Source organism: Barrientosiimonas endolithica, assembly GCF_030296655.1.
GTDB lineage: Bacteria > Actinomycetota > Actinomycetes > Actinomycetales > Dermatophilaceae > Barrientosiimonas > Barrientosiimonas humi.
Genome location: NZ_AP027735.1, coordinates 2,740,897 through 2,762,596, shown reverse-complemented (window position 1 = coordinate 2,762,596; position 21,700 = coordinate 2,740,897). Strand labels below are relative to the sequence as shown.

General features: G+C 73.0%; 15 protein-coding genes, 1 tRNA gene, 2 pseudogenes and 1 riboswitch. Of the genes and pseudogenes, 15 read left to right on the top strand and 3 right to left on the bottom strand.

Annotation, left to right across the window (positions count from 1 at the left end; translation table 11 throughout):
- Positions 1-16 precede the first annotated feature (16 nt).
- Entirely contained in the window at positions 17-520 is a 504-nt protein-coding gene (locus QUE40_RS14000) for a MarR family winged helix-turn-helix transcriptional regulator (RefSeq protein WP_289231354.1), read from the bottom strand.
- Between the two features lie 98 nt (positions 521-618).
- Between QUE40_RS14000 and QUE40_RS13995 the strand changes: the two genes are divergently transcribed.
- Both QUE40_RS13995 and QUE40_RS13990 read left to right on the top strand, forming a co-directional pair.
- Positions 619-1,425, top strand: a complete 807-nt coding sequence (locus QUE40_RS13995) for a methyltransferase domain-containing protein (protein ID WP_289231353.1) — start codon at positions 619-621, stop codon at positions 1,423-1,425.
- Positions 1,422-1,781: a VOC family protein gene (locus QUE40_RS13990; RefSeq protein WP_142006429.1), complete on the top strand. Its 360-nt coding sequence runs from the start codon at positions 1,422-1,424 to the stop codon at positions 1,779-1,781. The genes QUE40_RS13995 and QUE40_RS13990 overlap by 4 nt, the downstream gene beginning before the upstream one ends.
- Before the next feature lie 51 nt (positions 1,782-1,832).
- On the opposite strand, the gene QUE40_RS13985 is transcribed toward QUE40_RS13990, so the two are convergent.
- Complete coding sequence (locus tag QUE40_RS13985; protein WP_142007587.1) at positions 1,833-2,465, bottom strand: TetR/AcrR family transcriptional regulator; 633 nt, start codon at positions 2,463-2,465, stop codon at positions 1,833-1,835.
- A 90-nt stretch (positions 2,466-2,555) separates the two neighbouring features.
- Between QUE40_RS13985 and QUE40_RS13980 the strand changes: the two genes are divergently transcribed.
- A tRNA-Gln gene (locus QUE40_RS13980) sits at positions 2,556-2,634 on the top strand.
- Positions 2,635-2,636: 2 nt separating this feature from the next.
- Here QUE40_RS13980 and QUE40_RS13975 read toward each other — a convergent pair.
- Positions 2,637-3,224 carry a GNAT family N-acetyltransferase gene (locus QUE40_RS13975; RefSeq protein WP_142006427.1) on the bottom strand — a complete coding sequence of 196 codons (588 nt, stop codon included), beginning with the start codon at positions 3,222-3,224 and terminating at the stop codon, positions 2,637-2,639.
- Positions 3,225-3,370: 146 nt separating this feature from the next.
- Between QUE40_RS13975 and glmU the strand changes: the two genes are divergently transcribed.
- From glmU to QUE40_RS13915, 12 genes and pseudogenes are all read left to right on the top strand, one after another.
- Complete coding sequence (glmU, locus tag QUE40_RS13970) at positions 3,371-4,870, top strand: bifunctional UDP-N-acetylglucosamine diphosphorylase/glucosamine-1-phosphate N-acetyltransferase GlmU (protein WP_142006425.1); 1,500 nt, start codon at positions 3,371-3,373, stop codon at positions 4,868-4,870.
- Positions 4,867-5,850, top strand: a complete 984-nt coding sequence (locus QUE40_RS13965) for a ribose-phosphate diphosphokinase (protein WP_289231352.1) — start codon at positions 4,867-4,869, stop codon at positions 5,848-5,850. The genes glmU and QUE40_RS13965 overlap by 4 nt, the downstream gene beginning before the upstream one ends.
- A 302-nt stretch (positions 5,851-6,152) precedes the next feature.
- Complete coding sequence (locus tag QUE40_RS13960; RefSeq protein WP_289231351.1) at positions 6,153-6,857, top strand: 50S ribosomal protein L25/general stress protein Ctc; 705 nt, start codon at positions 6,153-6,155, stop codon at positions 6,855-6,857.
- 154 nt (positions 6,858-7,011) lie between these two features.
- Positions 7,012-7,626, top strand: coding sequence for an aminoacyl-tRNA hydrolase (gene pth / locus QUE40_RS13955; RefSeq protein ID WP_236022384.1), 615 nt, complete (start codon positions 7,012-7,014; stop codon positions 7,624-7,626).
- A gap of 79 nt (positions 7,627-7,705) precedes the next feature.
- A complete protein-coding gene (locus tag QUE40_RS13950) occupies positions 7,706-8,452 on the top strand; it encodes a phosphotransferase (protein WP_289231350.1) in 747 nt (248 codons plus the stop codon).
- 111 nt (positions 8,453-8,563) lie between these two features.
- Positions 8,564-12,159: pseudogene (gene mfd, locus QUE40_RS13945) on the top strand (transcription-repair coupling factor).
- Between the two features lie 233 nt (positions 12,160-12,392).
- Positions 12,393-12,507, top strand: a riboswitch (SAM riboswitch).
- Between the two features lie 202 nt (positions 12,508-12,709).
- Positions 12,710-13,669 carry a transporter substrate-binding domain-containing protein gene (locus QUE40_RS13940; protein WP_289231349.1) on the top strand — a complete coding sequence of 320 codons (960 nt, stop codon included), beginning with the start codon at positions 12,710-12,712 and terminating at the stop codon, positions 13,667-13,669.
- 29 nt (positions 13,670-13,698) lie between these two features.
- Positions 13,699-15,810, top strand: a complete 2,112-nt coding sequence (gene ssuE / locus QUE40_RS13935; protein WP_289231348.1) for an NADPH-dependent FMN reductase — start codon at positions 13,699-13,701, stop codon at positions 15,808-15,810.
- A pseudogene (locus QUE40_RS13930) lies at positions 15,807-16,614 on the top strand (amino acid ABC transporter ATP-binding protein). The gene ssuE and the pseudogene QUE40_RS13930 overlap by 4 nt, the downstream one beginning before the upstream one ends.
- A gap of 17 nt (positions 16,615-16,631) precedes the next feature.
- Positions 16,632-17,639 carry an ABC transporter substrate-binding protein gene (locus tag QUE40_RS13925; protein WP_289231347.1) on the top strand — a complete coding sequence of 336 codons (1,008 nt, stop codon included), beginning with the start codon at positions 16,632-16,634 and terminating at the stop codon, positions 17,637-17,639.
- Positions 17,636-20,716 (top strand): LLM class flavin-dependent oxidoreductase, encoded by a 3,081-nt coding sequence (locus tag QUE40_RS13920; RefSeq protein ID WP_289231346.1) that lies wholly within the window; start codon positions 17,636-17,638, stop codon positions 20,714-20,716. Before QUE40_RS13925 ends, QUE40_RS13920 begins: the two co-directional genes overlap by 4 nt.
- Positions 20,643-21,605, top strand: coding sequence for an LLM class flavin-dependent oxidoreductase (locus QUE40_RS13915; protein WP_289231345.1), 963 nt, complete (start codon positions 20,643-20,645; stop codon positions 21,603-21,605). Before QUE40_RS13920 ends, QUE40_RS13915 begins: the two co-directional genes overlap by 74 nt.
- Positions 21,606-21,700: the final 95 nt, after the last annotated feature.

The following is a 21,700-nucleotide window of genomic DNA, read 5'->3' as shown; positions in this document are numbered from 1 at the left end:
CGTACGCCCTCCTCGCCTACTCGCCCTCCACCGCGGCCAGGAGCCGGCGCAGCAGGTCGGCGGTGCGGGCCCGGTCGCGCTGGGGCAGCGCCTCGAGCAGCTCGTGCTCGCGCTGCAGCAGGTCGGCGAAGGCGGCGTCGACGACGCCGCGCCCCTCGCGACTGAGCCGCACGAGCACGCCGCGCCGGTCGGCGGTGTCCCGCCGGCGCACGACGAAGCCGCGCTTCTCCAGCCGGTCGACCCGGTTGGTCATCGTGCCGCTGGTCACCAGGGTCTGCTGCACCAGCGCGCCGGGGGACAGCTCGTAGGGCTTGCCGGCCCGGCGCAGCGCCGCCAGCACGTCGAACTCCCAGCTCTCCAGGCCGTGCTCGGCGAACGCCCCGGCCCGCGCCCGGTCGAGCTGTCGCGCGAGGCGCGACACGCGGGAGAGCACCTGCAGCGGCGCGACGTCCAGGTCGGTGCGCTCGCGCTGCCAGGCCTCGACGATGGCGTCGACCTCGTCCGGCTTCGGGGTGGCCATGCGCGTCAGTCTAGATCCGTCAAGTTTCTTGACGTCAAGAGACGTGGCTGGCGTGATATATCTTGACGTCAAGATAGATCCGACGACGGGAGAGCGCCGTGCCGAGCTGGGACCCGCAGCAGTACGAACGATTCGCCGACCACCGCACCCGCCCGTTCTTCGACCTGCTGGCCCGGGTCGGCGCCGACCGGCCGGCCCGCGTGGTCGACCTCGGCTGCGGCAACGGGCCGCTGACCCTGGCCCTGGCCGACCGCTGGCCCGGCGCGGCGGTCACCGGCGTCGACTCCTCGGCCCAGATGCTCGAGCGCGCCCGCAACCTCGACGACCGCGACCGGGTGACCTGGCAGCTGCAGGACGTCACCGAATGGCAGGTCGGCGAGGCCGGCGCGCCCGACGTGATCGTCAGCAACGCGACGCTGCAGTGGGTGCCCGAGCACCGCGAGCTGATCCCCGAGTGGCTGGCCGGCCTCGCGCCCGGCGGCTGGTTCGCGATGCAGGTGCCCGGCAACTTCGACGCCCCCTCGCACCGCATCATCCGCGAGGTCGCGGCCGCCCAGCCCGACGGCGAACGGCTGCTCGCGAGCTACCGGATGACCAGCCCGGTCGACGAACCGACCGACTACGCCGACCTGCTCGCCGCCCACTGCCCGTACGTCGATGTCTGGGAGACGACGTACGTCCAGCTGCTCGACCCGCCGGGTGAGCAGGAGGCGCCGGTGCTGGAGTGGGTCAAGGGCACCGCCCTGCGGCCGCTGCTCGACCAGCTCGACCCCGAGGGGCAGGAGCGGTTGCTGGCCGACCTGCGGGAGGCGCTGGGCCGGGCCTACCCGCGGCGTTCGTACGGCGTGCCCTTCCCGTTCCGGCGTATCTTCGCGGTGGGCCGAGTGGCAGGAGAGGCGAGATGAGCGTTGTCGGACTGCACCACGTGCAGGTGGCGTGCCCCGCGGGCAGCGAGGAGCGGCTGCGGGAGTTCTACTCCGGGGTGCTCGGGATGCACGAGGTCGAGAAGCCTCCGGCCCTCGCCGGGCGCGGCGGCTGCTGGTTCCGCGCCGGCGACGCCGAGATCCACTGCGGCGTCGAGGACGACTTCCGCCCCGCGCGCAAGGCGCACCCGTGCCTGCTGGTCGACGACATCGCCGAGGTGGCCGAGCGGGTCGCGACCGTCGGCGGCGAGGTGCGCTGGGACGAGCAGATCCCGGGCGTGCGCCGGTTCCACACCGACGACCCGGTCGGCAACCGGATCGAGCTGCAGCAGGCCTGAGCCTGCTCGACCGAGGCTTCGCGCCCGACCCAGGCTCCGCCCGGCCGAGCCTCAGCTCGGCGAGATGGTCTCCTCGGGCTTGACCGAGTCCAGTCGCAGCTCGGGCCGGCCCTCCAGACCCTTCATGCCGTTCCAGGCGAAGTTGGTCATGTGCGCGGCGAGCTCCTCCTTGGTGAGGGCGTTCTCGTGCTCCAGCCACCAGTCGCCGGTGTAGGCGATCATCCCGACGAGCATCTGGGAGTAGATCGGCGCGAACTTCGGGTCGATGCCCGCCTCCTCGAAGCCGCCGGCCAGCACCGCCTCCACGCGGTCACCGATGTCGGCGAGCAGGCTGCCGAGCCGCCCGGTGCCGTGCCAGTGCGGCGAGTCGTGCGACATCACCCGGAAGCCGTCGGGCTGCTCCTCGACGTACGTCAGCACCGCCAGCGCGGCCCGGGCCAGCAGCGGGCGACCGGCCTCGCCGGACTGCAGCGCGCTCGCGATCGTGTCGACGAGGGTCTGCATCTCGCGGTCGACGACGACGGCGTACAGGCCTTCCTTGCCGCCGAAGTGCTCGTAGACGACCGGCTTGGTCACCCCCGCCACCGAGGCGATCTCTTCGACGGTCGCGTTGCCGACGCCCTTGTCGGCAAAGACCTTCCGGCCCACGCGCAGCAGCTGCTCGCGCCGCTGGGCCCCGGTCATTCTCGGCTTCGGTGTCTGGCTCACCGGGCCATTCTGGCCCTGTCCTACCCTGGTACGGGCTCACGGGCCGAAACTGCCCGATCCGCCCGTTCCCCGGTTGCTCTGCTGGTAGGGGCCGCCTGACTTTGAATCAGGATTAGCGACGAAGGTTCGATTCCTTCCCGGGGAGCATCACGCGCCCAGCCCGTGCCGCACCACCCGGCGACGCAGCGTGGGGGAGGCGACGACGGCGTACCCCGCCTCCACGAAGACGTGCAGCAGACCGACCGACGCCTCGTCCCAGATCACCGTCTTGCCCGGCGGCGGGTCCATCGGATAGCCCTCGAGCACCCGGGCGCCGACCTGCTGGCCGTACTCCACGGTGGCGGCGGCCAGCTCGTACGTCAGCCCGGACCGGCGATGGCCCCTCGCCACGACGAAGCAGGTGACCGACCAGACGCCCTCCATCTCGGGGTCCATCCGCATCCACGGCTGCCGGCGGCTCCAGATCCGGGGGTAGTTCTCCCGCGGCTCGACGGCGACCCACCCGGCCGCCTCGCCGTCGACGTAACCCACGAGCCCGGAGGTCGGCCCGTCGGTGCCGCACGCGGTCTGCTCCAGCAGCGCCGCCTCGCGCTCCTCCTGGGTGCTGTCGCGCCAGATCCAGCCCGGCACCTTCAGGGCCTGGCAGCGGCACCTGCGGGCGCCGCCCGCGCCGAAGATCGCCTCGACGTCGTCGGTGGACGCCTCGTTGGCCGGGCGCCACGTGAACTCGGGCATGTGCGCGCTCCCCTCCCGACCCGGTGCGGCTCGGCCCGACCAGGCTCCCACGCGCGGGCGCGCACCCCAGGTGGAACGGGGCACCTTCGACCGACCGGTAGCCTGTGCCCGACCCACCGCCCCAACCCCCTGGGAGCATCCCCACCGTGAGCACTGTGCGCCCTGCTGCCGTCATCGTCCTGGCCGCCGGCGACGGCACCCGGATGAAGTCAGACCTCAACAAGATGCTGCACACCATCGGCGGTCACCCGCTGGTGGGGCACGCGATGCGGGCGGCCGACGCCACCGGCGCCGAGCACCTCGTCGGGGTGGTCCGCGCCCAGCGTGACGCGGTCGCCGAGGCCATCGCCGTCGCGGCCGAGCGCGCCGCCATCGCCGACCAGGACGACGTCAAGGGCACCGGCCGCGCGGCCGAGTGCGGACTCGAGCTGCTCCCGGGCGACCTGCAGGGGACGGTGCTGGTGACGTACGGCGACACCCCGCTGCTCACCGCCGCGACGCTGCTCCAGCTGACCGCCGAGCACGAGGCCGCCGGCAACGCCGTCACCGTGCTCACCGCGGAGGTCATCGACGCGACCGGTTACGGCCGGGTGCTGCGCGCCCCCGACGGCAGCCTCGCCGAGATCATCGAGCACAAGGACGCCCTGGCCGCCCGCGAGAGCGGCGACGAGGTGCGCGGCCGCGCGCTGGAGATCAACGAGATCAACTCGGGCATCTACGCCTTCGACGTGTCCGTGCTGCGCGCGAGCCTGGCGCAGGTCACCAGCGAGAACGCCCAGGGCGAGAAGTACCTCACCGACGTGCCCGCCATCGCCCGCGCCGCCGGCGGCAAGGTGGCCGCGCACCTGGTCGACGACCCGTGGGAGATCGAGGGCGTCAACGACAAGGTGCAGCTGGCCCGGCTCGGGCGCGAGCTCAACCGCCGTACGCTCGAGCGGCTCATGCGCGAGAACGGCGCCATCGTGGTCGACCCGGCCACCACCTGGGTCGACACCGATGTGAGCATCGGCCGCGACACCGTGGTTCACCCCGACACCCAGCTGCTCGGCGCCACGACCATCGGCGCCGGCTGCGAGATCGGCCCGAGCACCACGCTGAAGGACACCGAGGTGCAGGACGGCGCGAGCGTCGTGCGCACCCACGGCGAGCTGGCGCTGGTCGGTCCGGGCGCGACCGTGGGGCCGTGGGCCTACCTGCGCCCCGGCACCGAGCTCGGCGGCAAGGGCAAGATCGGCACGTTCGTCGAGACCAAGAACGCCCGCATCGGCGAGGGCTCGAAGGTGCCGCACCTGTCCTACATCGGCGACGCGACCATCGGCCGCGGCTCCAACATCGGCGCCGCGAGCGTCACGGTGAACTACGACGGCGTCAACAAGCACCAGACGACGATCGGCGACAACGTGCGCATGGGCAGCGACAACATGTACGTCGCGCCAGTCACCGTGGGCGACGGCGCCGGGTCCGGGGCCGGCGCGGTCATCCGCAAGGACGTCCCGCCGGGGGCGCTGGCGATCTCGGTCGCGCCGCAGCGCAACATCGAGCGCTGGGCGCTCGACAAGCGTCCGGGCACCGCGCAGGCCGAGGCGGCCGAAGCCGCTCTGGCGCAACAGGATCCGAGCGAGACCGACGAAGGCGGACGCGCATGAACATCTCGATGACGCGCACCACCGAGAAGAACCTCATGGTCTTCTCCGGCCGCGCCCACCCCGAGCTCGCCGAGCAGGTGGCCGCCGAGCTCGGCACCCAGCTGGTGCCGACCGAGGCGCGGGCGTTCGCCAACTCCGAGATCTACGTGCGGTTCGAGGAGTCGGTGCGCGGCTGCGACGCGTTCGTCATCCAGAGCCACACGGCGCCGATCAACGAGTGGATCATGGAGCACCTGATCATGGTCGACGCGCTCAAGCGCGCCTCGGCCAAGCGGATCACGGTGGTCATGCCGTTCTACGGCTACGCCCGGCAGGACAAGAAGCACCGCGGCCGCGAGCCCATCTCGGCCCGCCTGGTCGCCGACCTGTTCAAGACCGCCGGCGCCGACCGGCTGATGGCCGTCGACCTGCACACCGACCAGATCCAGGGCTTCTTCGACGGCCCCGTCGACCACCTCATGGCGCTGCCGATCCTCGCCGACTACGTGCGCGAGAAGTACGGCGAGGAGGACCTCGTGGTCGTCTCGCCCGACGCCGGGCGCATCAAGGTCGCCGAGCAGTGGGCCGCCCGCCTCGGCGGCGCGCCGCTGGCGTTCATCCACAAGACCCGCGACATCGACCGGCCCAACGAGAGCCGCGCCAACCGCGTGGTCGGCCAGGTCGAGGGCCGCACCTGCATCCTCGTCGACGACATGATCGACTCCGGCGGCACCATCACCCACGCGGCCGAGGCGCTGATGCGCGACGGCGCCTCGTCGGTGGTCATCGCCGCGACCCACCCGATCCTGTCCGACCCCGCGACCCAGCGGCTGCGCGACTCGGTGGCCCGCGAGGTCGTCGTCATGGACACCCTGCCGATCTCGCAGGACAAGCACTTCGACAAGCTGACCGTGCTGCCCATCGCGCCGCTGCTGTCGACCGCGATCCGCGAGGTCTTCGAGGACGGCTCGGTCACCTCGCTGTTCGGCGGGCGCGCCTGAGGCGACCGGTCCGGTCAGGGTCGGCCCTGGCCGGCCGGTCTGCTCCCGGCCCCGGGCCGACGGCGCGATTTGGGGCGCGCCGCGCGAGGTCGTACGATCATCGGCGTTGCCTCGGCGAGGGACGCCCCACGAGCGTCCGTGATCGACGCGGTGGTCTTGCAGATGTTGTGCTCACGACGTCCGCCGGGCGTCCGTGCGTGATCCGACCCGCGTGACGCGTCCCGCGTCGAGGCCGCCGCCCCCGAGGCCGGTTCGATCCGATCAACCGGCCACCCATCCGATTGATCCAGGAGCCGACCGACATGGCCCAGACCGAGAACCGCCTCGAGGCGGAGACCCGCACCGAGTTCGGCAAGGGTGCCGCCCGCCGCATCCGCCGCGCCGACAAGATCCCCGCCGTCCTCTACGGCCACGGCGAGGCCCCCGTCCACGTGAGCCTGCCCGGCCACGCGACGATGCTCGCGCTGAAGAACGTCAACGCCCTGCTCACCATCGTCCTGGAGGGCAAGGAGCAGCTGGCCCTGGCCAAGGACGTCCAGCGCGACCCGATCAAGCCGTTCATCGAGCACGTCGACCTGGTCATCGTGCGCCGCGGCGAGAAGGTCACCGTCGACGTGCCGGTGCACATCGAGGGCGAGGCCGCTCCCGAGACCGTCGTCACGCTCGAGAACGCCTCGCTGCAGGTCGAGGCCGAGGCGACGAACATCCCCGAGCTGTTCACCGTCCACGTGGACGACCTCGAGGCCGGCTCGCAGATCCTCGCCAAGGAGGTCGAGCTGCCCGCGGGCACCACGCTGCTCGCCGACGAGGAGCTGCTGATCGTCAACATCACCCAGCAGATCTCCGAGGAGGCCCTGGAGGCCGAGCTCGCCGAGGCCGAGGCCGAGGCCGGCATCGAGCACGAGGAGTCCGACGAGGAGGCCGCCGAGCGCGAGGAGGCCGAGGGCGAGGAGTCCGAGGGCGAGGGCGACTCCGACGGCGAGGAGTCCGACTCCGACGAGAGCTGACCCTCTCCAGCAGGACGTACGTGAGGCGCACCGGCGACTGGCCGGTGCGCCTCACGCGCGTCATCCACGGATCCGGCACGTGAGCCCGATATCGGGGGTTGTGACGTACGACCTCGCGCGGCGCACCTCGCCGCACCGGGCATACTGGCTCGCCGTGAGCGAACCCGTGGCGAGTGGCAGCGACACCTGGCTGGTCGTGGGGCTGGGCAACCCGGGTCCGCGCTACGCCGGCAACCGGCACAACGTCGGCGCGATGGCGATCGAGCAGCTCGCGGCCGACGCCGGCACCCCGCTGCGTCAGCACAAGGCCCGCGCGCACGCCGCCGAGCTGCGCATCGGCACCCTCGCCGGCGGCCGGCCCGGTCCGCGCGCGGTGGTCGCGGTGCCGATGACGTACATGAACGAGTCTGGCGGCCCGGTGTCGGCGCTGATGAAGTTCTTCAAGGTCACGCCCGAGCGGCTCGTGGTCGTGCACGACGAGCTCGACATCGACTTCGGCGCGCTGCGCCTCAAGCGCGGCGGGGGAGAGGGCGGGCACAACGGGCTGCGCTCGATCAGCAAGTCGATCGGCACCAAGGACTACCTGCGCGTGCGCGTCGGCATCGGCCGGCCGCCGGGCCGGATGGACCCGGCCGACTACGTGCTCAAGGACTTCTCCGCCGCCGAGCGCAAGGAGCTCGAGTTCGTGCTGCCCGACACGGTCGACGCGGTCGAGCGGGTCGTGCACGACGGGCTCACCGCGGCGCAGAACGTCGTCCACGCCCGATGACCGCCCGGCCCCCGCGCAGACCCCGGGCGAGGCCGCGGGCGAGGTCGCGGGCGGGGCCGCGGACGAGGTCCCCGGTGAGGTGCCCGGTGAGGTGCGGCTGCCCGGCGGCAACGTGGGCGGTGCGTGGAAGGTGGGTCGGACCGTGCGCCGCACCACCGGGCCGTGGACGCCCGCCGTGCACGCGCTGCTGGCGCACCTCGAGGGGCTGCGCTGCGTGCCGCGGGTGCACGGGTTCGACGAGCAGGGGCGCGAGGTGCTCGACTTCCTGCCCGGGCGCATCGTCGACGTCGAGACCGAGCTGCTCACCGACGCCCAGCTGGTGTCGGTGGCTCGCTGGACGCGCGAGCTGCACGAGGCGGTGGCCGGGTTCACCCACCCCGGGCCGTGGCGGTTCTTCGGCGCGGACAGCCCGATCCTGGTGGGGCACAACGACATCGCGCCCTACAACATCTGCTTCGACGGCGACGAGCTGGCCGGAGTCTTCGACTGGGACCTCGCCGGCCCGACGACGCCGCGGCTCGAGCTGGGGTGGCTGGCCTGGCAGGCCGCCCCGCTCGTACGCCGGCTGCCCGACGAGTGGACGGTGCGCCGGCTGGGGGTGCTGGCGAGGGCGTACGGCGGGGAGGAGGTCGACGCCGAGGCGCTGCTCGACGCGGCCGTCGACCGGGTCGAGCTCGCGATCCGCGGCGTGCTGGCGGCCGTCGCGGCCGGCGACCCCGGGATGATCGCGCTGCACCGCACGACCGGCGAGCCGGAGCCGATGCGCCGGGCGCTGACGCTGCTGCGCGAGCGGCTGCCGCAGCTGCGCCGGCTGGCCCGCGCGTAGACTGGGCGCGCAGCACCCACCCCACCCGCTCCGCGTGACCACCCGTCCCGCGCGCGACGTGGGGCCTTCGTGCTGTCTCGTGCCAGCCCCACCCACCGCTCAAGGAGCCCCGTGAGCCTCCGCCCGCTGCTCGACGTCCTCGCCACCGACCCGGCCGTGCGCCGGGTGCTCGAGCACGTCGGTCGTTCCGCCGTGGTCGACGTCGCCGCGGCGCCGGGCGCCCGCGCGCCGCTCACCACGCTGATCGCCACCGGCGCCGAGCGGCCGGTGCCGGTGCTCGCGGTGACCGCCACCGGGCGCGAGGCGCAGGACCTCGCGGCGGGGCTGCGCACCTTCCTGCCCGCGGGCGCGGTCGCCGAGATGCCCAGCTGGGAGACGCTGCCGCACGAGCGGCTGAGCCCGCGCAGCGACACCGTCGGCCGCCGGCTCGGGGTGCTGCGCCGCCTCGCGCACCCCGTCGAGGGCGACCCCGAGCATGGCCCGCTGCAGGTCGTCGTCGCGTCGGTGCGCGCGCTGATGCAGCCCATCGCCAAGGGCCTCGGCGACCTCGAGCCGGTCGCGCTGCAGGTGGGCGACGAGCGCCCGCTCGAGCAGGTCGTCGAGGCGCTCGCCGCCGCGGCCTACACCCGCACCGACATGGTCGAGCGGCGCGGCGAGTTCGCCGTGCGCGGCGGCATCGTCGACGTCTTCCCGCCCACCGAGGAGCACCCGCTGCGGGTGGAGTTCTTCGGCGACGAGGTCGACGAGGTGCGCCACTTCAAGGTCGCCGACCAGCGCACCATCGCCGCCGACGAGGCCGGCGCCCCCGAGGAGCTCGGGCTGTGGGCGCCGCCGTGCCGCGAGCTGCTGCTCACCGACGACGTACGCCTGCGCGCGGCCGAGCTCGCCGAGCAGCTGCCCGGCGTGGCCGACCTGCTGCACAAGGTCGCCGAGGGCATCGCGGTCGAGGGCATGGAGTCGCTCATGCCCGCGCTGCTCGCCGACGGGATGGAGACGCTGCTCGACGTGCTGCCCGAGGGCACCCACGTGGTGCTGTCCGACCCCGAGCGGGTGCGCACCCGCGCGCACGACCTGGTCGCGACCAGCGAGGAGTTCCTGCAGGCGTCGTGGGCCAACGCCGCCGCAGGCAACGCCGTGCCCGTCGACCTGGAGTCGGTGCTCGGCACCGCGTCCTACTGGGGTCTCGCCGACCTGCGCGAGCACGCGCTGGAGACCGGGCGCCCCTGGTGGTCGCTGTCGTCGTTCGCCAGCGACGAGGACCTCGCCGAGTTCGTCGAGGACTCCCTGCCCGGGGAGCGGGTGACGGTGCCGACCGAGGAGGTGCCGGCGTACAGGGGGAACACGGAGCAGGCCGTCGCCGACCTGCGCTCGTTCGTCGAGGCCGGCCGCCGCGTGCTCGTCGTCACCGAGGGGGCGGGGCTGGGGCAGCGGGTCTCGGAAGTGTTGCGCGACAACGACATTCCCGTGCGCGAGCTCACCGACCTGCAGCCGCGCACCGTCGAGGTCGCGACCGGCTCGCTCGGTCACGGCTTCGCGCTGCCGACCTGCGACCTGGTCGTGCTCACCGAGGCCGACCTCACGGGCGCGGCCGGCGCCACCGGCGGCAGCACCAAGGACATGCGCAAGATGCCCTCGCGCCGGCGCAACGTGGTCGACCCGCTGCAGCTGCGCAAGGGCGACTTCGTGGTGCACGAGCAGCACGGCGTCGGCAAGTTCGTCGAGATGATGCAGCGCACCGTCGCCGGCGCGACCCGCGAGTACCTCGTGGTCGAGTACGCCAGCAGCAAGCGCGGCCAGCCCGGCGACCGGCTGTTCGTGCCGACCGACCAGCTCGACCAGGTCACGCGGTACGTCGGTGGCGAGCTGCCCACGCTCAACAAGCTGGGCGGGTCGGACTGGCAGAAGACCAAGTCGCGCGCCCGTCGGCACGTGCGCCAGATCGCGGGGCAGCTGATCCAGCTGTACTCCGCGCGGATGGCCTCGCCCGGTCACGCGTTCGCGCCGGACAGCCCGTGGCAGCGCGAGCTGGAGGACGCCTTCGCCTACATCGAGACGCCCGACCAGCTCTCCAGCATCGACGAGGTCAAGGCCGACATGGAGAAGTCGGTGCCGATGGACCGGCTGATCTGCGGCGACGTGGGTTACGGCAAGACCGAGATCGCGGTGCGCGCGGCGTTCAAGGCGATCCAGGACGGCAAGCAGGTCGCGGTGCTCGTGCCGACGACGCTGCTGGTCAAGCAGCACCAGCAGACCTTCTCCGAGCGCTACGCCGGCTTCCCGGTGACAGTGCGCTCGCTGTCGCGCTTCCAGTCCGACAAGGAGGCGCGCGAGGTCATCGCGGGGCTGGCCGACGGGTCGGTCGACCTGGTGATCGGCACCCACCGGCTGCTGTCGAACGAGATCAGGTTCAAGGACCTCGGCCTGGTCGTGGTCGACGAGGAGCAGCGCTTCGGCGTCGAGCACAAGGAGCAGCTCAAGCAGCTGCGCACGGCCGTCGACGTGCTCGCCATGTCGGCCACGCCGATCCCGCGCACGCTCGAGATGGCGGTCACCGGCATCCGCGAGATGTCTACTCTCGCAACGCCGCCCGAGGAGCGGCACCCGGTGCTGACCTTCGTCGGCGGATACGACGAGAAGCAGATCACCGCGGCGATCCGGCGCGAGCTGATGCGCGAGGGACAGGTCTTCTTCGTGCACAACAAGGTGCAGTCGATCGAGAAGGCCGCGGCCCGGCTGCGCGAGCTGGTGCCCGAGGCCCGCATCACCACGGCGCACGGGAAGATGAGCGAGCAGCGGCTCGAGGAGGTCGTCGTCGACTTCTGGGAGCGCCGCTCCGACGTGCTGGTCTGCACCACGATCGTCGAGACCGGCCTGGACATCTCCAACGCCAACACCCTCATCGTCGAGCGCTCCGACGTGCTCGGCCTCTCCCAGCTGCACCAGCTGCGGGGACGCGTCGGGCGCGGCCGCGAGCGGGCGTACGCCTATTTCCTGTTCCCGCCCGACAAGCCGCTCACCGAGACCGCGCACGACCGGCTCGAGACGATCGCCAGCCACACCGACCTCGGCGCGGGCATGCAGGTCGCGATGAAGGACCTGGAGATCCGCGGCGCGGGCAACCTGCTCGGCGGTGAGCAGTCCGGCCACATCGCCGGCGTCGGCTTCGACCTGTACGTCCGCATGGTCGGCGAGGCGGTCGCCGACTTCCGCTCCGACGGCACGGCCGAGAAGCCGCCGTCGGAGGTGAAGATCGAGCTGCCGGTCGACGCCCACCTGCCGCACGACTACGTGCCGGGGAGCGGCTGCGGCTGGAGGCGTACAAGAAGCTCGCGACCGTCGAGGACGAGGCGGCGCTCGCCGCGATCGTGGAGGAGCTGGAGGACCGCTACGGCACGCCCCCGGAGCCGGCCCAGCACCTCATCGAGGTGGCGCGGCTGCGCACGGTGGCCCGCCGCGCCGGCATCAGCGACATCGCGGTGCAGGGCAAGAACGTGCGGTTCTCCCCGGTCGACCTGCGCGAGAGCCAGGCGCTGCGGCTGCAGCGGCTCTACAAGGGGACGGTCATCCGCGAGGCGATGCACCAGATCCTGGTGCCCGCCCCGCGCACCGCCGCCGTCGGCGGCCGCCCGCTGCGCGACACCGAGGTGCTGCAGTGGGCCCGCCAGCTGATCGAGCAGGTGCTGCTCGACAGCGCCGCCGCAGCCTGACCCCGCCCCCGCCCCGCCCCGCCCCTCGGACCCCCGCAACTCCGCATGAAACCGGGTTACGTGCATTTGACCCCCATGCATTGAGGTCAAACGCACGTAACCCGGTTTCATGCCCGGGTGGGGGTGGGTCTCGTGGCCGGGTGGGGTCCTGTCCGGGTGGTGGGGCTCTCGACAGGCGAGACGACCGCGGGGCCTCCTTGTCGCAACGCAATGGATTCCATAATCTCTCGTTAGGTCTTGAGCGTCAGCGCGAAGCCCCGGCTCGCTGGCCAGCAACCCTCCGACGCGGTGGGGTGCTCCGGGTGACGACCTGGCTCGGTCGCAGCAGCGGCCGGGCAAGCGCGATCCAGGAGACTCACGGATGAACGGCAACCAGGCCCTCGTGCGCCGTCGCCACATCGATCTGCTGCAGGTGGCAAGCGACCTCTGTCGCTGACAGGTAGACCTCGCAAGTCCCTGTCCTGCAAGGGGATCCGCCGACAGGTCGGCGATCCCGCACCGGCTGCCGCGAGCGTACGCCCGCCCGCCGGTCCGTCCGAAGGAACCCTCCGTGACGTCCAACCCTTCTCTCGACCGCCGCACCCTGCTCGCCGGCGGCCTGACCCTGCTCGCCGGGGGCGCCCTCGCCGGGTGCGCCGACCCCGGCAACGCCGCGACCCGCGCGGCGGGCTCCAGCAGCGGCGCGCCGCGCGTGACCGGTGCGAAGAACGCGGCGGCGGCCGCCCGGCTCCCGGCCGCCGTGCGCGAGCGCGGCAGCATCGTCATCGGCAACGCCGCCGGCGGTGGCGGCACCCCGCCGCTGGCCTTCCTCGCCGAGGACAACACGACACCGACCGGGGTCGAGGTCGACCTCGCGCGGCTGCTCGCCGAGATCCTCGGCCTGCGCGTCGAGCAGCCGGTCACCTCCTGGGAGAACCTCTTCCTCAAGGTCGACGCCGGCACCTTCGACGCGGTGCTGTCCAACGTCACCGTGACCGAGGAGCGCAAGGCCAAGTACGACTTCGCCACCTATCGCAAGGACGACATCTCGGTCGAGGCCAAGAAGGGCGCCACCTGGCGGGTGCGGTCGGGGGCCGACATCGCGGGGCGCACGCTCGCCGTCGGGTCCGGCACGAACCAGGAGAAGATCCTGGTCGACTGGAACGCCGCCAACGTCAAGGCGGGGCGGCCCCGGGCGACGATCCGCTACTACCAGAACCCGGCTGATCGCTACCTCGCGCTGCAGTCGGGCCAGATCGACGCCTACGTCGGGCCGAGCCCCAACGTGCGCTACCACATCGACACCGCGAAGCAGACGGTCGAGATCGGCCGCTTCTCCGGCGGCGGGTCGCGGCAGGGCCTCATCGGCGTGCTGAGCAAGAAGGGGTCGGGTCTCGCGCCCGCCTTCGCCGCCGCGGTCGACGCAGCGATCGCCGACGGCAGCTATCGCGCCGTGCTCGACCGCTGGGGCGTGCAGGCCGACGCCGTGCCGCGCTCCCTGGTCAACCCGCCCGGTCTGCCCAAGTCCTGAATCGCCTTCGGAACAAAGGGAATCCGCACATGGCACTCATCGTCACGATCACCGGCAGCCCGACCGCACCGTCGCGCACCGACGCCGTCGTCGACCACGTCGCCCGGCGCGCCGCGGTGCGTGGCCACCAGGTGCAGGCCATCACCCTGCGTGACCTCCCGGCCGAGCCGCTGCTGCGCGCCGACCCCACGGCGCCGGCGGTGGCCGACGCGGTCGCGGCGATCGAGCGGGCCGACGCCGTCATCGTCGGCACGCCCGTCTACCGCGCGTCGTTCTCCGGTCTGCTCAAGGCGTTCCTCGACCTGCTGCCGCGGGACGCGCTGTCCGGCAAGGCGGTCCTGCCGCTGGTGACCGGGGGCAGCCTGGCGCACGCCCTGGTCGGTGACTACGCGCTGGCGCCGGTCCTGCGGTCGCTGCAGCCGGCGTACGTCGGGGGCGGGCGGTTCGTCCTCGCCGAGCAGGTACGCCTGCACGAGGGCGGCGGAGCCGTGCTCGCCCCGGAGGTGCTCGCCGCCCTGGGCGCCGTCGCCTCGGCGTTCGTCGCCCGCCTCGAGGGGCGGCCGGCGGAGGCTGCTGCCCCCGCGACCGACCGGCCGGCCGAGGTGACCGCGCGCGTCGTGCCCGTCGACGACCCCGTGCTGCGCCCGCTGCTGGAGGAGCTGCAGGTGGAGTACGGCACCCGCTACGCCCGCGACAGCGTCAACGAGCGCCTGGTCGAGGTGCCGGTGACCGACTTCGACGCCCCGCACGGTGCGTTCGTCGTGCTGGAGCGCGCCGGCGTGGTGGTCGCGGGCGGTGCGATCCGCCGCCGCGAACCGGGCGTCGCCGAGGTCAAGCGGATGTGGACCGCCCACCACGCCCGCCGGCAGGGCCTCGGTCGTCGTGTCCTGCAGGAGCTGGAGGAGCAGGCTCGGCGCCTCGGGTACCACCGCATCTTCCTCACCACCGGGCCCCGCCAGCCCGAGGCGCGGGGGCTCTACCTCGCCGCCGGCTACGCCCCCAGTTCGACCTGCACGCCGACCCCGAGGAGCTCGGCCACCTCGCCTTCGAGAAGCCCCTCGTCACCTCGGTGCAGACCCTCGCCAGCTGAGTCGGTCCCCGGCCGCTCTCAGCCGAATCCCGTTGAAGGAGAACCCATGTCAACCTCGTCCACCTTGCGCGCCGGCCCCGCGCGCGACGCCGCGGCCGCCCCGCCGCCGCGCGCCGAGGCGCCGGCGAGCAGCTCGTCCCTGACCGTCGTCCCGCGCCGCAACCCGTGGCGCTGGGTGGCCACCGCCGTGGTGGCCGTGCTGCTCGCGCAGCTGGTGAACGGCCTCGTGACCAACCCCGCGTGGGAGTGGGGCACGGTCGGGTCCTACCTGTTCTCCCGGACGGTCATCAACGCGCTCGGCATCACCATCTGGCTGACCGTGCTCGGCACCGTCCTCGGGTTCGCCCTCGGCGTCGTGCTCGCCGCGATGCGACTGTCGGGCAGCCCGGTGCTGCGCGGCGCCGCCTGGACCTATGTCTGGGTCTTCCGGTCGGTCCCCCTCATCGTCCAGCTGCTGTTCTGGTTCAACATCGCCTACCTCTACCCGCGCCTGGGCTTCGGCGTCCCGTTCGGCCCCGAGCTGGTCACCATCGACTCCAGCACCGCCATCGGGGCGATGGGCGCGGCCGTGCTCGGCCTGACCCTGCACCAGGCCGCCTACTCCGCCGAGATCGTCCGCGCAGGCATCGGCTCGGTCGACCAGGGGCAGCTGGAAGCCGCTGCGGCACTGGGACTTTCGCGCCGTCGCCAGTTCTTCCGGATCGTCCTCCCGCAGGCGATGCGCTCGATCCTGCCCAACGCGACCAACGAGGTGATCAGCCTCTTCAAGGGCACCTCGATCGTGTCGGTGCTCGCGATCCCCGAGCTCTTCTACCAGGTGCAGGTGATCTACGGGCGCACCTCGCAGGTCGTGCCGCTGCTCATCGTCGCGACCATCTGGTACGTCGTCCTCACCACGGTGCTGTCCGTCGCGCAGTACTACCTCGAGCGCCGCTACGCCCGCGGCAGCTCCCGCGAGGCGCAGGCACCGACGCCGCTGCAGCGCCTGCGCTCCCAGGCCGCCGAGTGGCGCGCCGGCGCCCAGACCGCACGGACGGGACAGATCCGATGACCGCCGAGACCACGACTACCACCGAGACCACCGAGCCCCAGAACCGCCAGCCGCTCGTCGAGATCGACTCCGTCTCCAAGCGATTCGGGCCCCACCTGGTGCTGGACGACGTGTCGCTCACCGTCCCGCACGGCAGCGTCACCGCCATCATCGGACCCTCCGGCTCGGGCAAGTCGACCCTGCTGCGCACGGTCAATCACCTGGAGAAGGTCGACGGCGGGCTGATCCGGGTCGACGGCGAGCTCATCGGCTACCGCCGCTCCGGCGACAACCTGCACGAGCTGCCCGAGCGCGAGGTGCGACGGCAACGCTCGAAGATCGGGTTCGTCTTCCAGGACTTCAACCTCTTCCCGCACCTGACCGTGCTGGAGAACGTCGTCGAGGCCCCGGTGTCGGCCCAGCGCCGCGACCGGTCGGAGGTGACCGAGCTCGCCCGGTCGCTGCTCGCGCGCGTCGGCCTCGCCGAGAAGGAGGGCCTACCCGCGTCAGCTCAGCGGCGGCCAGCAACAGCGGGTCGCCATCGCCCGCGCCCTCGCGCTGCGGCCGGCGGTGCTGCTCCTGGACGAGCCCACCTCGGCGCTCGACCCCGAGCTGGTCGGCGAGGTGCTCGAGGTCATCCGCGGCCTCGCCGACGAGGGTGTCGCGATGGTCGTGGTCACCCACGAGATCGGGTTCGCCCGCGACGTCGCCGACACCGTCGTCTTCCTCGACCGCGGCCGGGTGGTCGAGGTCGGACCGCCCGCGAGCGTCATCGACGCCCCCAGCCACGAACGTACGCGCGCCTTCCTGCGCCGCTTCCGCTGACCCCAAGGACACCGATCATGAGCAACCGCAAGCAAACTCGAGCCATCCTCGCCGCGACCGCCGTTGTCGCCGTCGGCCTCGCCGGCTGCGCCGACCCGCAGGAGAAGCAGGCCGAGGCCACCGTCACCCAGCCCGGCGGCGGGGCCGCGACCGCGCAGGTCGTGCGCTACGACACCACGCCCGGTCAGGCCGGCCGGGTCAAGGGCACCTACGACGCGAAGCTGGCCGGGCAGGTCCCCGCGGCGATCCGCCGCGACGGGGCGCTGGCGATCGGCAACTCGGCGGCCGCGGGCGGCACCCCGCCGCTCTCGTTCCTCGCGACCGACAACAAGACCCCGGCCGGGGTCGACGTCGACATCGCCTTCTTGATCGCCGACACCCTCGGGCTCGAGCCGCGCATCGGCACCACCTCGTTCGAGAACACGTTCGTGGGCGTCGACTCCGGCCGCTACGAGCTGGCGATCGCCAACATCGGCGTGAGCGAGAAGCGCAAGCGCAAGTACGACTTCGCCACCTATCGCCTCGGGCTGCACGCCTTCGAGGTGCCGAAGACCTCGAAGCTGCAGGTGCGGTCGGCCAAGGACGTGTCGGGGAAGCGGGTCGCCGTCAGCTCCGGCACGCTGCAGGAGGACATCCTGCTGCGCTGGAACGACGAGAACCGCAAGGCCGGCCGGGCGCCGATCAAGATCGTCTACTACCAGAACACGGCCGACTACTACCTCGCGCTGTCCTCGGGCCGCATCGACGCCTTCCTCGGTCCCAACCCGACCGCGACCTACCACGTCGCCACCAGCGGCACGACGCGCATCGCGGGCACCGTCTCCTCCAGCTACCCGGTGCAGGGCAAGGTCGGGACGCTGAGCAAGAAGGGCAACGGGCTGACCCCCGTGGTGCGGGCGGCGCTCGACAAGGCGATCGCCAACGGGTCCTACGCCAAGATCCTGCAGCGCTGGGGCCTCGCGGGCGAGTCGGTGAAGAAGTCCGAGCTCAACCCGCCCGGCCTCCCGGACCGACCGACCTCATGAGCGCCGCATCGCTCGTCGTGGTGGGCGGCGGCCCGCGGGCCCTCGGGGTGCTGATGCGCCTCGCGGCCAACGCCGCCGAGGTCGCCCCCGGGCTCGGGCTGCGGGTGCACGTCGTCGACCCGCACCCGCCCGGCGGGGGCCGCATCTGGCGGCACGCCCAGTCGCGGCTGCTGTGGATGAACTCGCTGGCCGAGGACGTCACGATCTTCACCGACGCGTCGGTGACCTGCGACGGCCCGGTCGACGACGGTCCCTCGCTGGCCGAGTGGGCCGTCGGCGAGGGGCGCGAGACGCTGCACCAGAACGGGTGGTTCGACCGCGAGCAGCCCATGAGATCAACGGAGTTCGCACCCCGCGCCGTCCAGGCGGACTATCTGGGGTGGGCCTGGCGCCGCACGCTGGACCGGCTCCCCGAGGGAGTCGAGGTCGTGCACCACGCGACGTCGGCGGTCGCCCTCGACGACCTCGACGACGGCCGCCAGCGAGTGACCCTCGCCGACGGGTCACCCCTCGACGCCGACGCGGTGGTGCTCGCCCAGGGCTACCTCGCCCAGCGACCCAGCCCGACCGAGCGGGTGTGGCAGGCGGCCGCCGACGGGCGTGGGCTGACGTACGTCCCCACCGGGCACACCGCCGACCTCGACCTGAGCGAGCTGCGCCCGGGCGAGCCGGTGCTGGTGCGGGGGATGGGGCTGGCCTTCGTCGACCTGTTCGTCCTGCTCGGCGAGGGCCGCGGCGGGCGTTTCACCGGGACCGGCGACGACCTGACCTACCACCCGAGCGGCCGAGAGCCGGTGCTGCACGTCGGCTCGACGCGCGGGGTGCCCTACCGCGCCAAGCTCGGTTACGACGTGGGCGCGCAGGGCCCGGTCGCCCTGCACCACCTGCGCGTCGACGCGCTGCCCGACGTGGGCACGCTCGACTGGGACGAGCACCTGCGCCCGCTCGTGGAGCGCGAGATCACCGACCTGCACTACCGCCGCCTGTTCGCCGCGCACCCCGAGCGCACCCGCGGCACCTGGCGCGACCTCGAGCGCGCGATCGCGACCGAGCCACCCGGCTCGCCCACCCTGCTCGCGGCCGTCGAGCGGCAGGTGCCCGACCCCGCCGACCGGCTCGACCTGCGGCTGCTCGACCGCCCCCTGGCCGGGCGCGCGTGGGACTCCGGCGAGGCGCTCGAGGCCGACGTCGTCGCCCACGTGCGCGCCGACATCGCCCGCCGCGCCGACGCCTCCCGCTCCAGCGACCGCGCCGTCTTCGACGGGCTGCTGTCGATCTACGCCGTGCTCGCGACGCTTGCGCGGCAGGGCCGGATCTCCAGCGCCGACAGGGTGATTCGCTTCGAGCGCGAGTTCCACGGCTTCTTCTCCTACCTCGCGAGCGGCCCCCGCCGCGGCGCCTCGCGGAGCTGCTCGCGCTGCACCGGGCCGGCGTCGTGCGCTTCCTCGGCCCCGACGTCGAGGTCGAGCTCGCCGAGCGCGGCTTCGTCGCACGCTCGCCCGCGGTGCCGGCCCCGGTGCGGGCCCGCGCGCTCGTGGAGGCGAGGCTCCCGCGACCCGACGTCACGCGGGTCACCGACCCCGTCGTACGTCGGCTGGTCGCCTCGGGCGAGCTGCGCGCCGAAGGCGTGCACGACCCCACCACCGGCCGGCTCGTCGCCGGCCAGCTCACGTCCGACGAGGAGTGCCGGGCGGTGCGCGCCGACGGCAGCGCGCACCCCGACCGGTTCCTCGTCGGTCCCGCGGTCTCGGGCAGCGTCGGCAGCGGCGGCTTCGTCCGCCCCGGCTTCGACGGCCCCGCGCTGCGGCAGAACGACCGGCTCGCGCGACACCTGCTCGGCAGGCTCGCGCGCGCCGGCGAAGACACCACCACCCTCACGAAGGAGCACCGTCATGCCAGTTGAGTTCCTGGGAATGGCCGCCAACCACGACGGCACCGAGACCCGCGCCCGCTCCGGCGGGGCGCTCGACCTCAGGTACGCCGCGAAGCTCGCCCGCGCTCACGAGGACAACGGCTGGGACCGGGTGCTGTTCGCCTACCACTCCGGGTCGCCCGACCCGGCCCAGGTCGCGGCTTTCCTTGCGGGACAGACGGATTCGCTGCGGCTGGTGGTCGCGCACCGGCCCAACACCGCGGCCCCGACGCTGACCGCCAAGACGCTCGCCACGCTCGACCACATCAGCGACGGCCGGGTCGAGGTGCATGTCATCACCGGCGGCAGCACCGCCGACCAGGCCGCCGAGGGCGACCACCTCGCCAAGGACGACCGCTACGGCCGCACCCGCGAGTTCATCCAGATCCTCAAGCAGGCGTGGACCTCCGACGAGCCGTTCGACTTCGCCGGCGAGCACTACCAGCTGGAGAACTTCCTGGCCGACGTGAAGCCCGTGCAGCAGCCCCGCCCCCGGATCAGCTTCGGCGGGTCCTCGCCCGCGGCGTACGACGTCGGCGCCAGCGAGGCCGACGTGTTCGCCCTGTGGGGCGAGCCGCTGGCCGGCACCCGGGAGCAGATCGAGACGATCCGTCGCGCGGCCGAGGCGGCGGGCCGCCCGCTGCCGACGATCCAGGTCGCCTTCCGGCCGATCCTCGGCGCGACCGAGGAGCTGGCCTGGGCCAAGGCGGAGAGCACGCTGAGCGAGATCGAGGCGCTGACCGCGGTCGGCAACTCCCCGCGCGGTCGCCTGCGGCGCAACGGGTCGACGCCGGAGAACGCCGGCTCCCAGCGGCTGCTCGCGGCGGCCGAGTCGGGGAGCGGCACGACCGCGCGCTGTGGACCGCGACGTCGAGGGCGACCGGCGGCGGCGGCAACTCGACAGCGCTGGTCGGCACCCCCGAGACGGTGGCGGAGGCGCTGCTGGACTACTACGACCTCGGCGTGCGCATCTTCTCCGCCCGCGGCTACGACCTGCACGAGACCGCCGTCGACTTCGGCCGCCAGGTCATCCCGCTGGTGCGCCAGGCCGTCGCCGAGCGCGAGCGCGCGGCCGGCGAGCGGGTCCCCGCGTGAGGCTGATCAGCTACACGCTGGTCGACAACAGTCCCGACCCGGTCACGGGGGTGCAGCTCAGCCCCCGTGACCGGCTCGCGCACGTCGTCGACCAGGCCCGCTGGGCCGAGCAGCTCGGCTTCGACGCCTACGGGGTGGGGGAGCGGCACGCGCAACGGTTCCTCTCGTCCTCGCCGCCGGTGCTGCTGTCGTACGTCGCCGCCCGGACCGAGCGCATCCGCCTGCTCACCACGGTGACCGTGCTGTCGCTGCTGGACCCGGTGCGGGTCGCCGAGGACTACGCGACGCTCGACCAGCTGAGCGGCGGCCGGCTCGAGATCATCATCGGCAAGGGCAACGACCCCGAGCAGAACGCGCTGTTCGGCTACGACCTCGACGAGCAGTGGGAACGCAACCGGGAGAAGTACGAGCTGCTGCGCCGCCTGCTGCGCGAGGAGCGGGTGACCTGGAGCGGGCGGTTCCGCCCCGACCTGGTCGAGGCCACCACCCAGCCGCGCCCGCTGCAGCAACCCGGCATCCCCGTCTGGCACGGGTCGGCCTCGTCGACGGAGTCGACCGAGCTGGCCGCGCGGTTCGGCGAGCCGTTGTTCTCCGCCAACGGTTTTCACCCGATGCGCACCTACGCCGCGCTCATCGACCACTACCGCGAGCGGTTCGCGGCGCACGGGCACGACCCCGCCGACGCGGTGGTCGGCGCCGGGTTCATCGCGCTGGTCGTGGCGCCGCGCTCCCAGGACGCGCGCCGGGCGTACGAACCGGCCTTCCGGGCCTTCCTCGACTCGCCCGGGGCCCGGCACAACCGGCTGCCGTTCCGCACCCTCGAGGAGTTCCTCGAGCAGGGGTCGGCCCTGGTCGGCTCGCCCGAGGAGGTGCTGGACAAGATCGGTCGCTACCGCGAGGCGTTCGGCCACGAGCTGACCGGCGTGCCGCTGGAGGTCCCGGGGTGCCCGAGCCGGTGATCCGGCGCGGCGCCGAGCTGTTCGTGGCCGAGGTCGTGCCCGCGCTGCGGCGCTCCTTCCCCTCGCGCGTGTGGAGCGATCGGGCGGCGTGACAA

What these genes read in the sequence shown, in the direction of transcription:
- QUE40_RS13975 (WP_142006427.1), bottom strand. Translation starts at nt 3,224, where the DNA reads ATGCCCGAGTTCACGTGGCGCCCGGCCAACGAGGCGTCCACCGACGAC.
- QUE40_RS14000 (WP_289231354.1), bottom strand. Translation starts at nt 520, where the DNA reads ATGGCCACCCCGAAGCCGGACGAGGTCGACGCCATCGTCGAGGCCTGG.
- QUE40_RS13985 (WP_142007587.1), bottom strand. Translation starts at nt 2,465, where the DNA reads ATGACCGGGGCCCAGCGGCGCGAGCAGCTGCTGCGCGTGGGCCGGAAG.
- QUE40_RS13920 (WP_289231346.1), top strand. Translation starts at nt 17,636, where the DNA reads ATGAGCGCCGCATCGCTCGTCGTGGTGGGCGGCGGCCCGCGGGCCCTC.
- QUE40_RS13925 (WP_289231347.1), top strand. Translation starts at nt 16,632, where the DNA reads ATGAGCAACCGCAAGCAAACTCGAGCCATCCTCGCCGCGACCGCCGTT.
- QUE40_RS13965 (WP_289231352.1), top strand. Translation starts at nt 4,867, where the DNA reads ATGAACATCTCGATGACGCGCACCACCGAGAAGAACCTCATGGTCTTC.
- QUE40_RS13960 (WP_289231351.1), top strand. Translation starts at nt 6,153, where the DNA reads ATGGCCCAGACCGAGAACCGCCTCGAGGCGGAGACCCGCACCGAGTTC.
- QUE40_RS13990 (WP_142006429.1), top strand. Translation starts at nt 1,422, where the DNA reads ATGAGCGTTGTCGGACTGCACCACGTGCAGGTGGCGTGCCCCGCGGGC.
- ssuE (WP_289231348.1), top strand. Translation starts at nt 13,699, where the DNA reads ATGGCACTCATCGTCACGATCACCGGCAGCCCGACCGCACCGTCGCGC.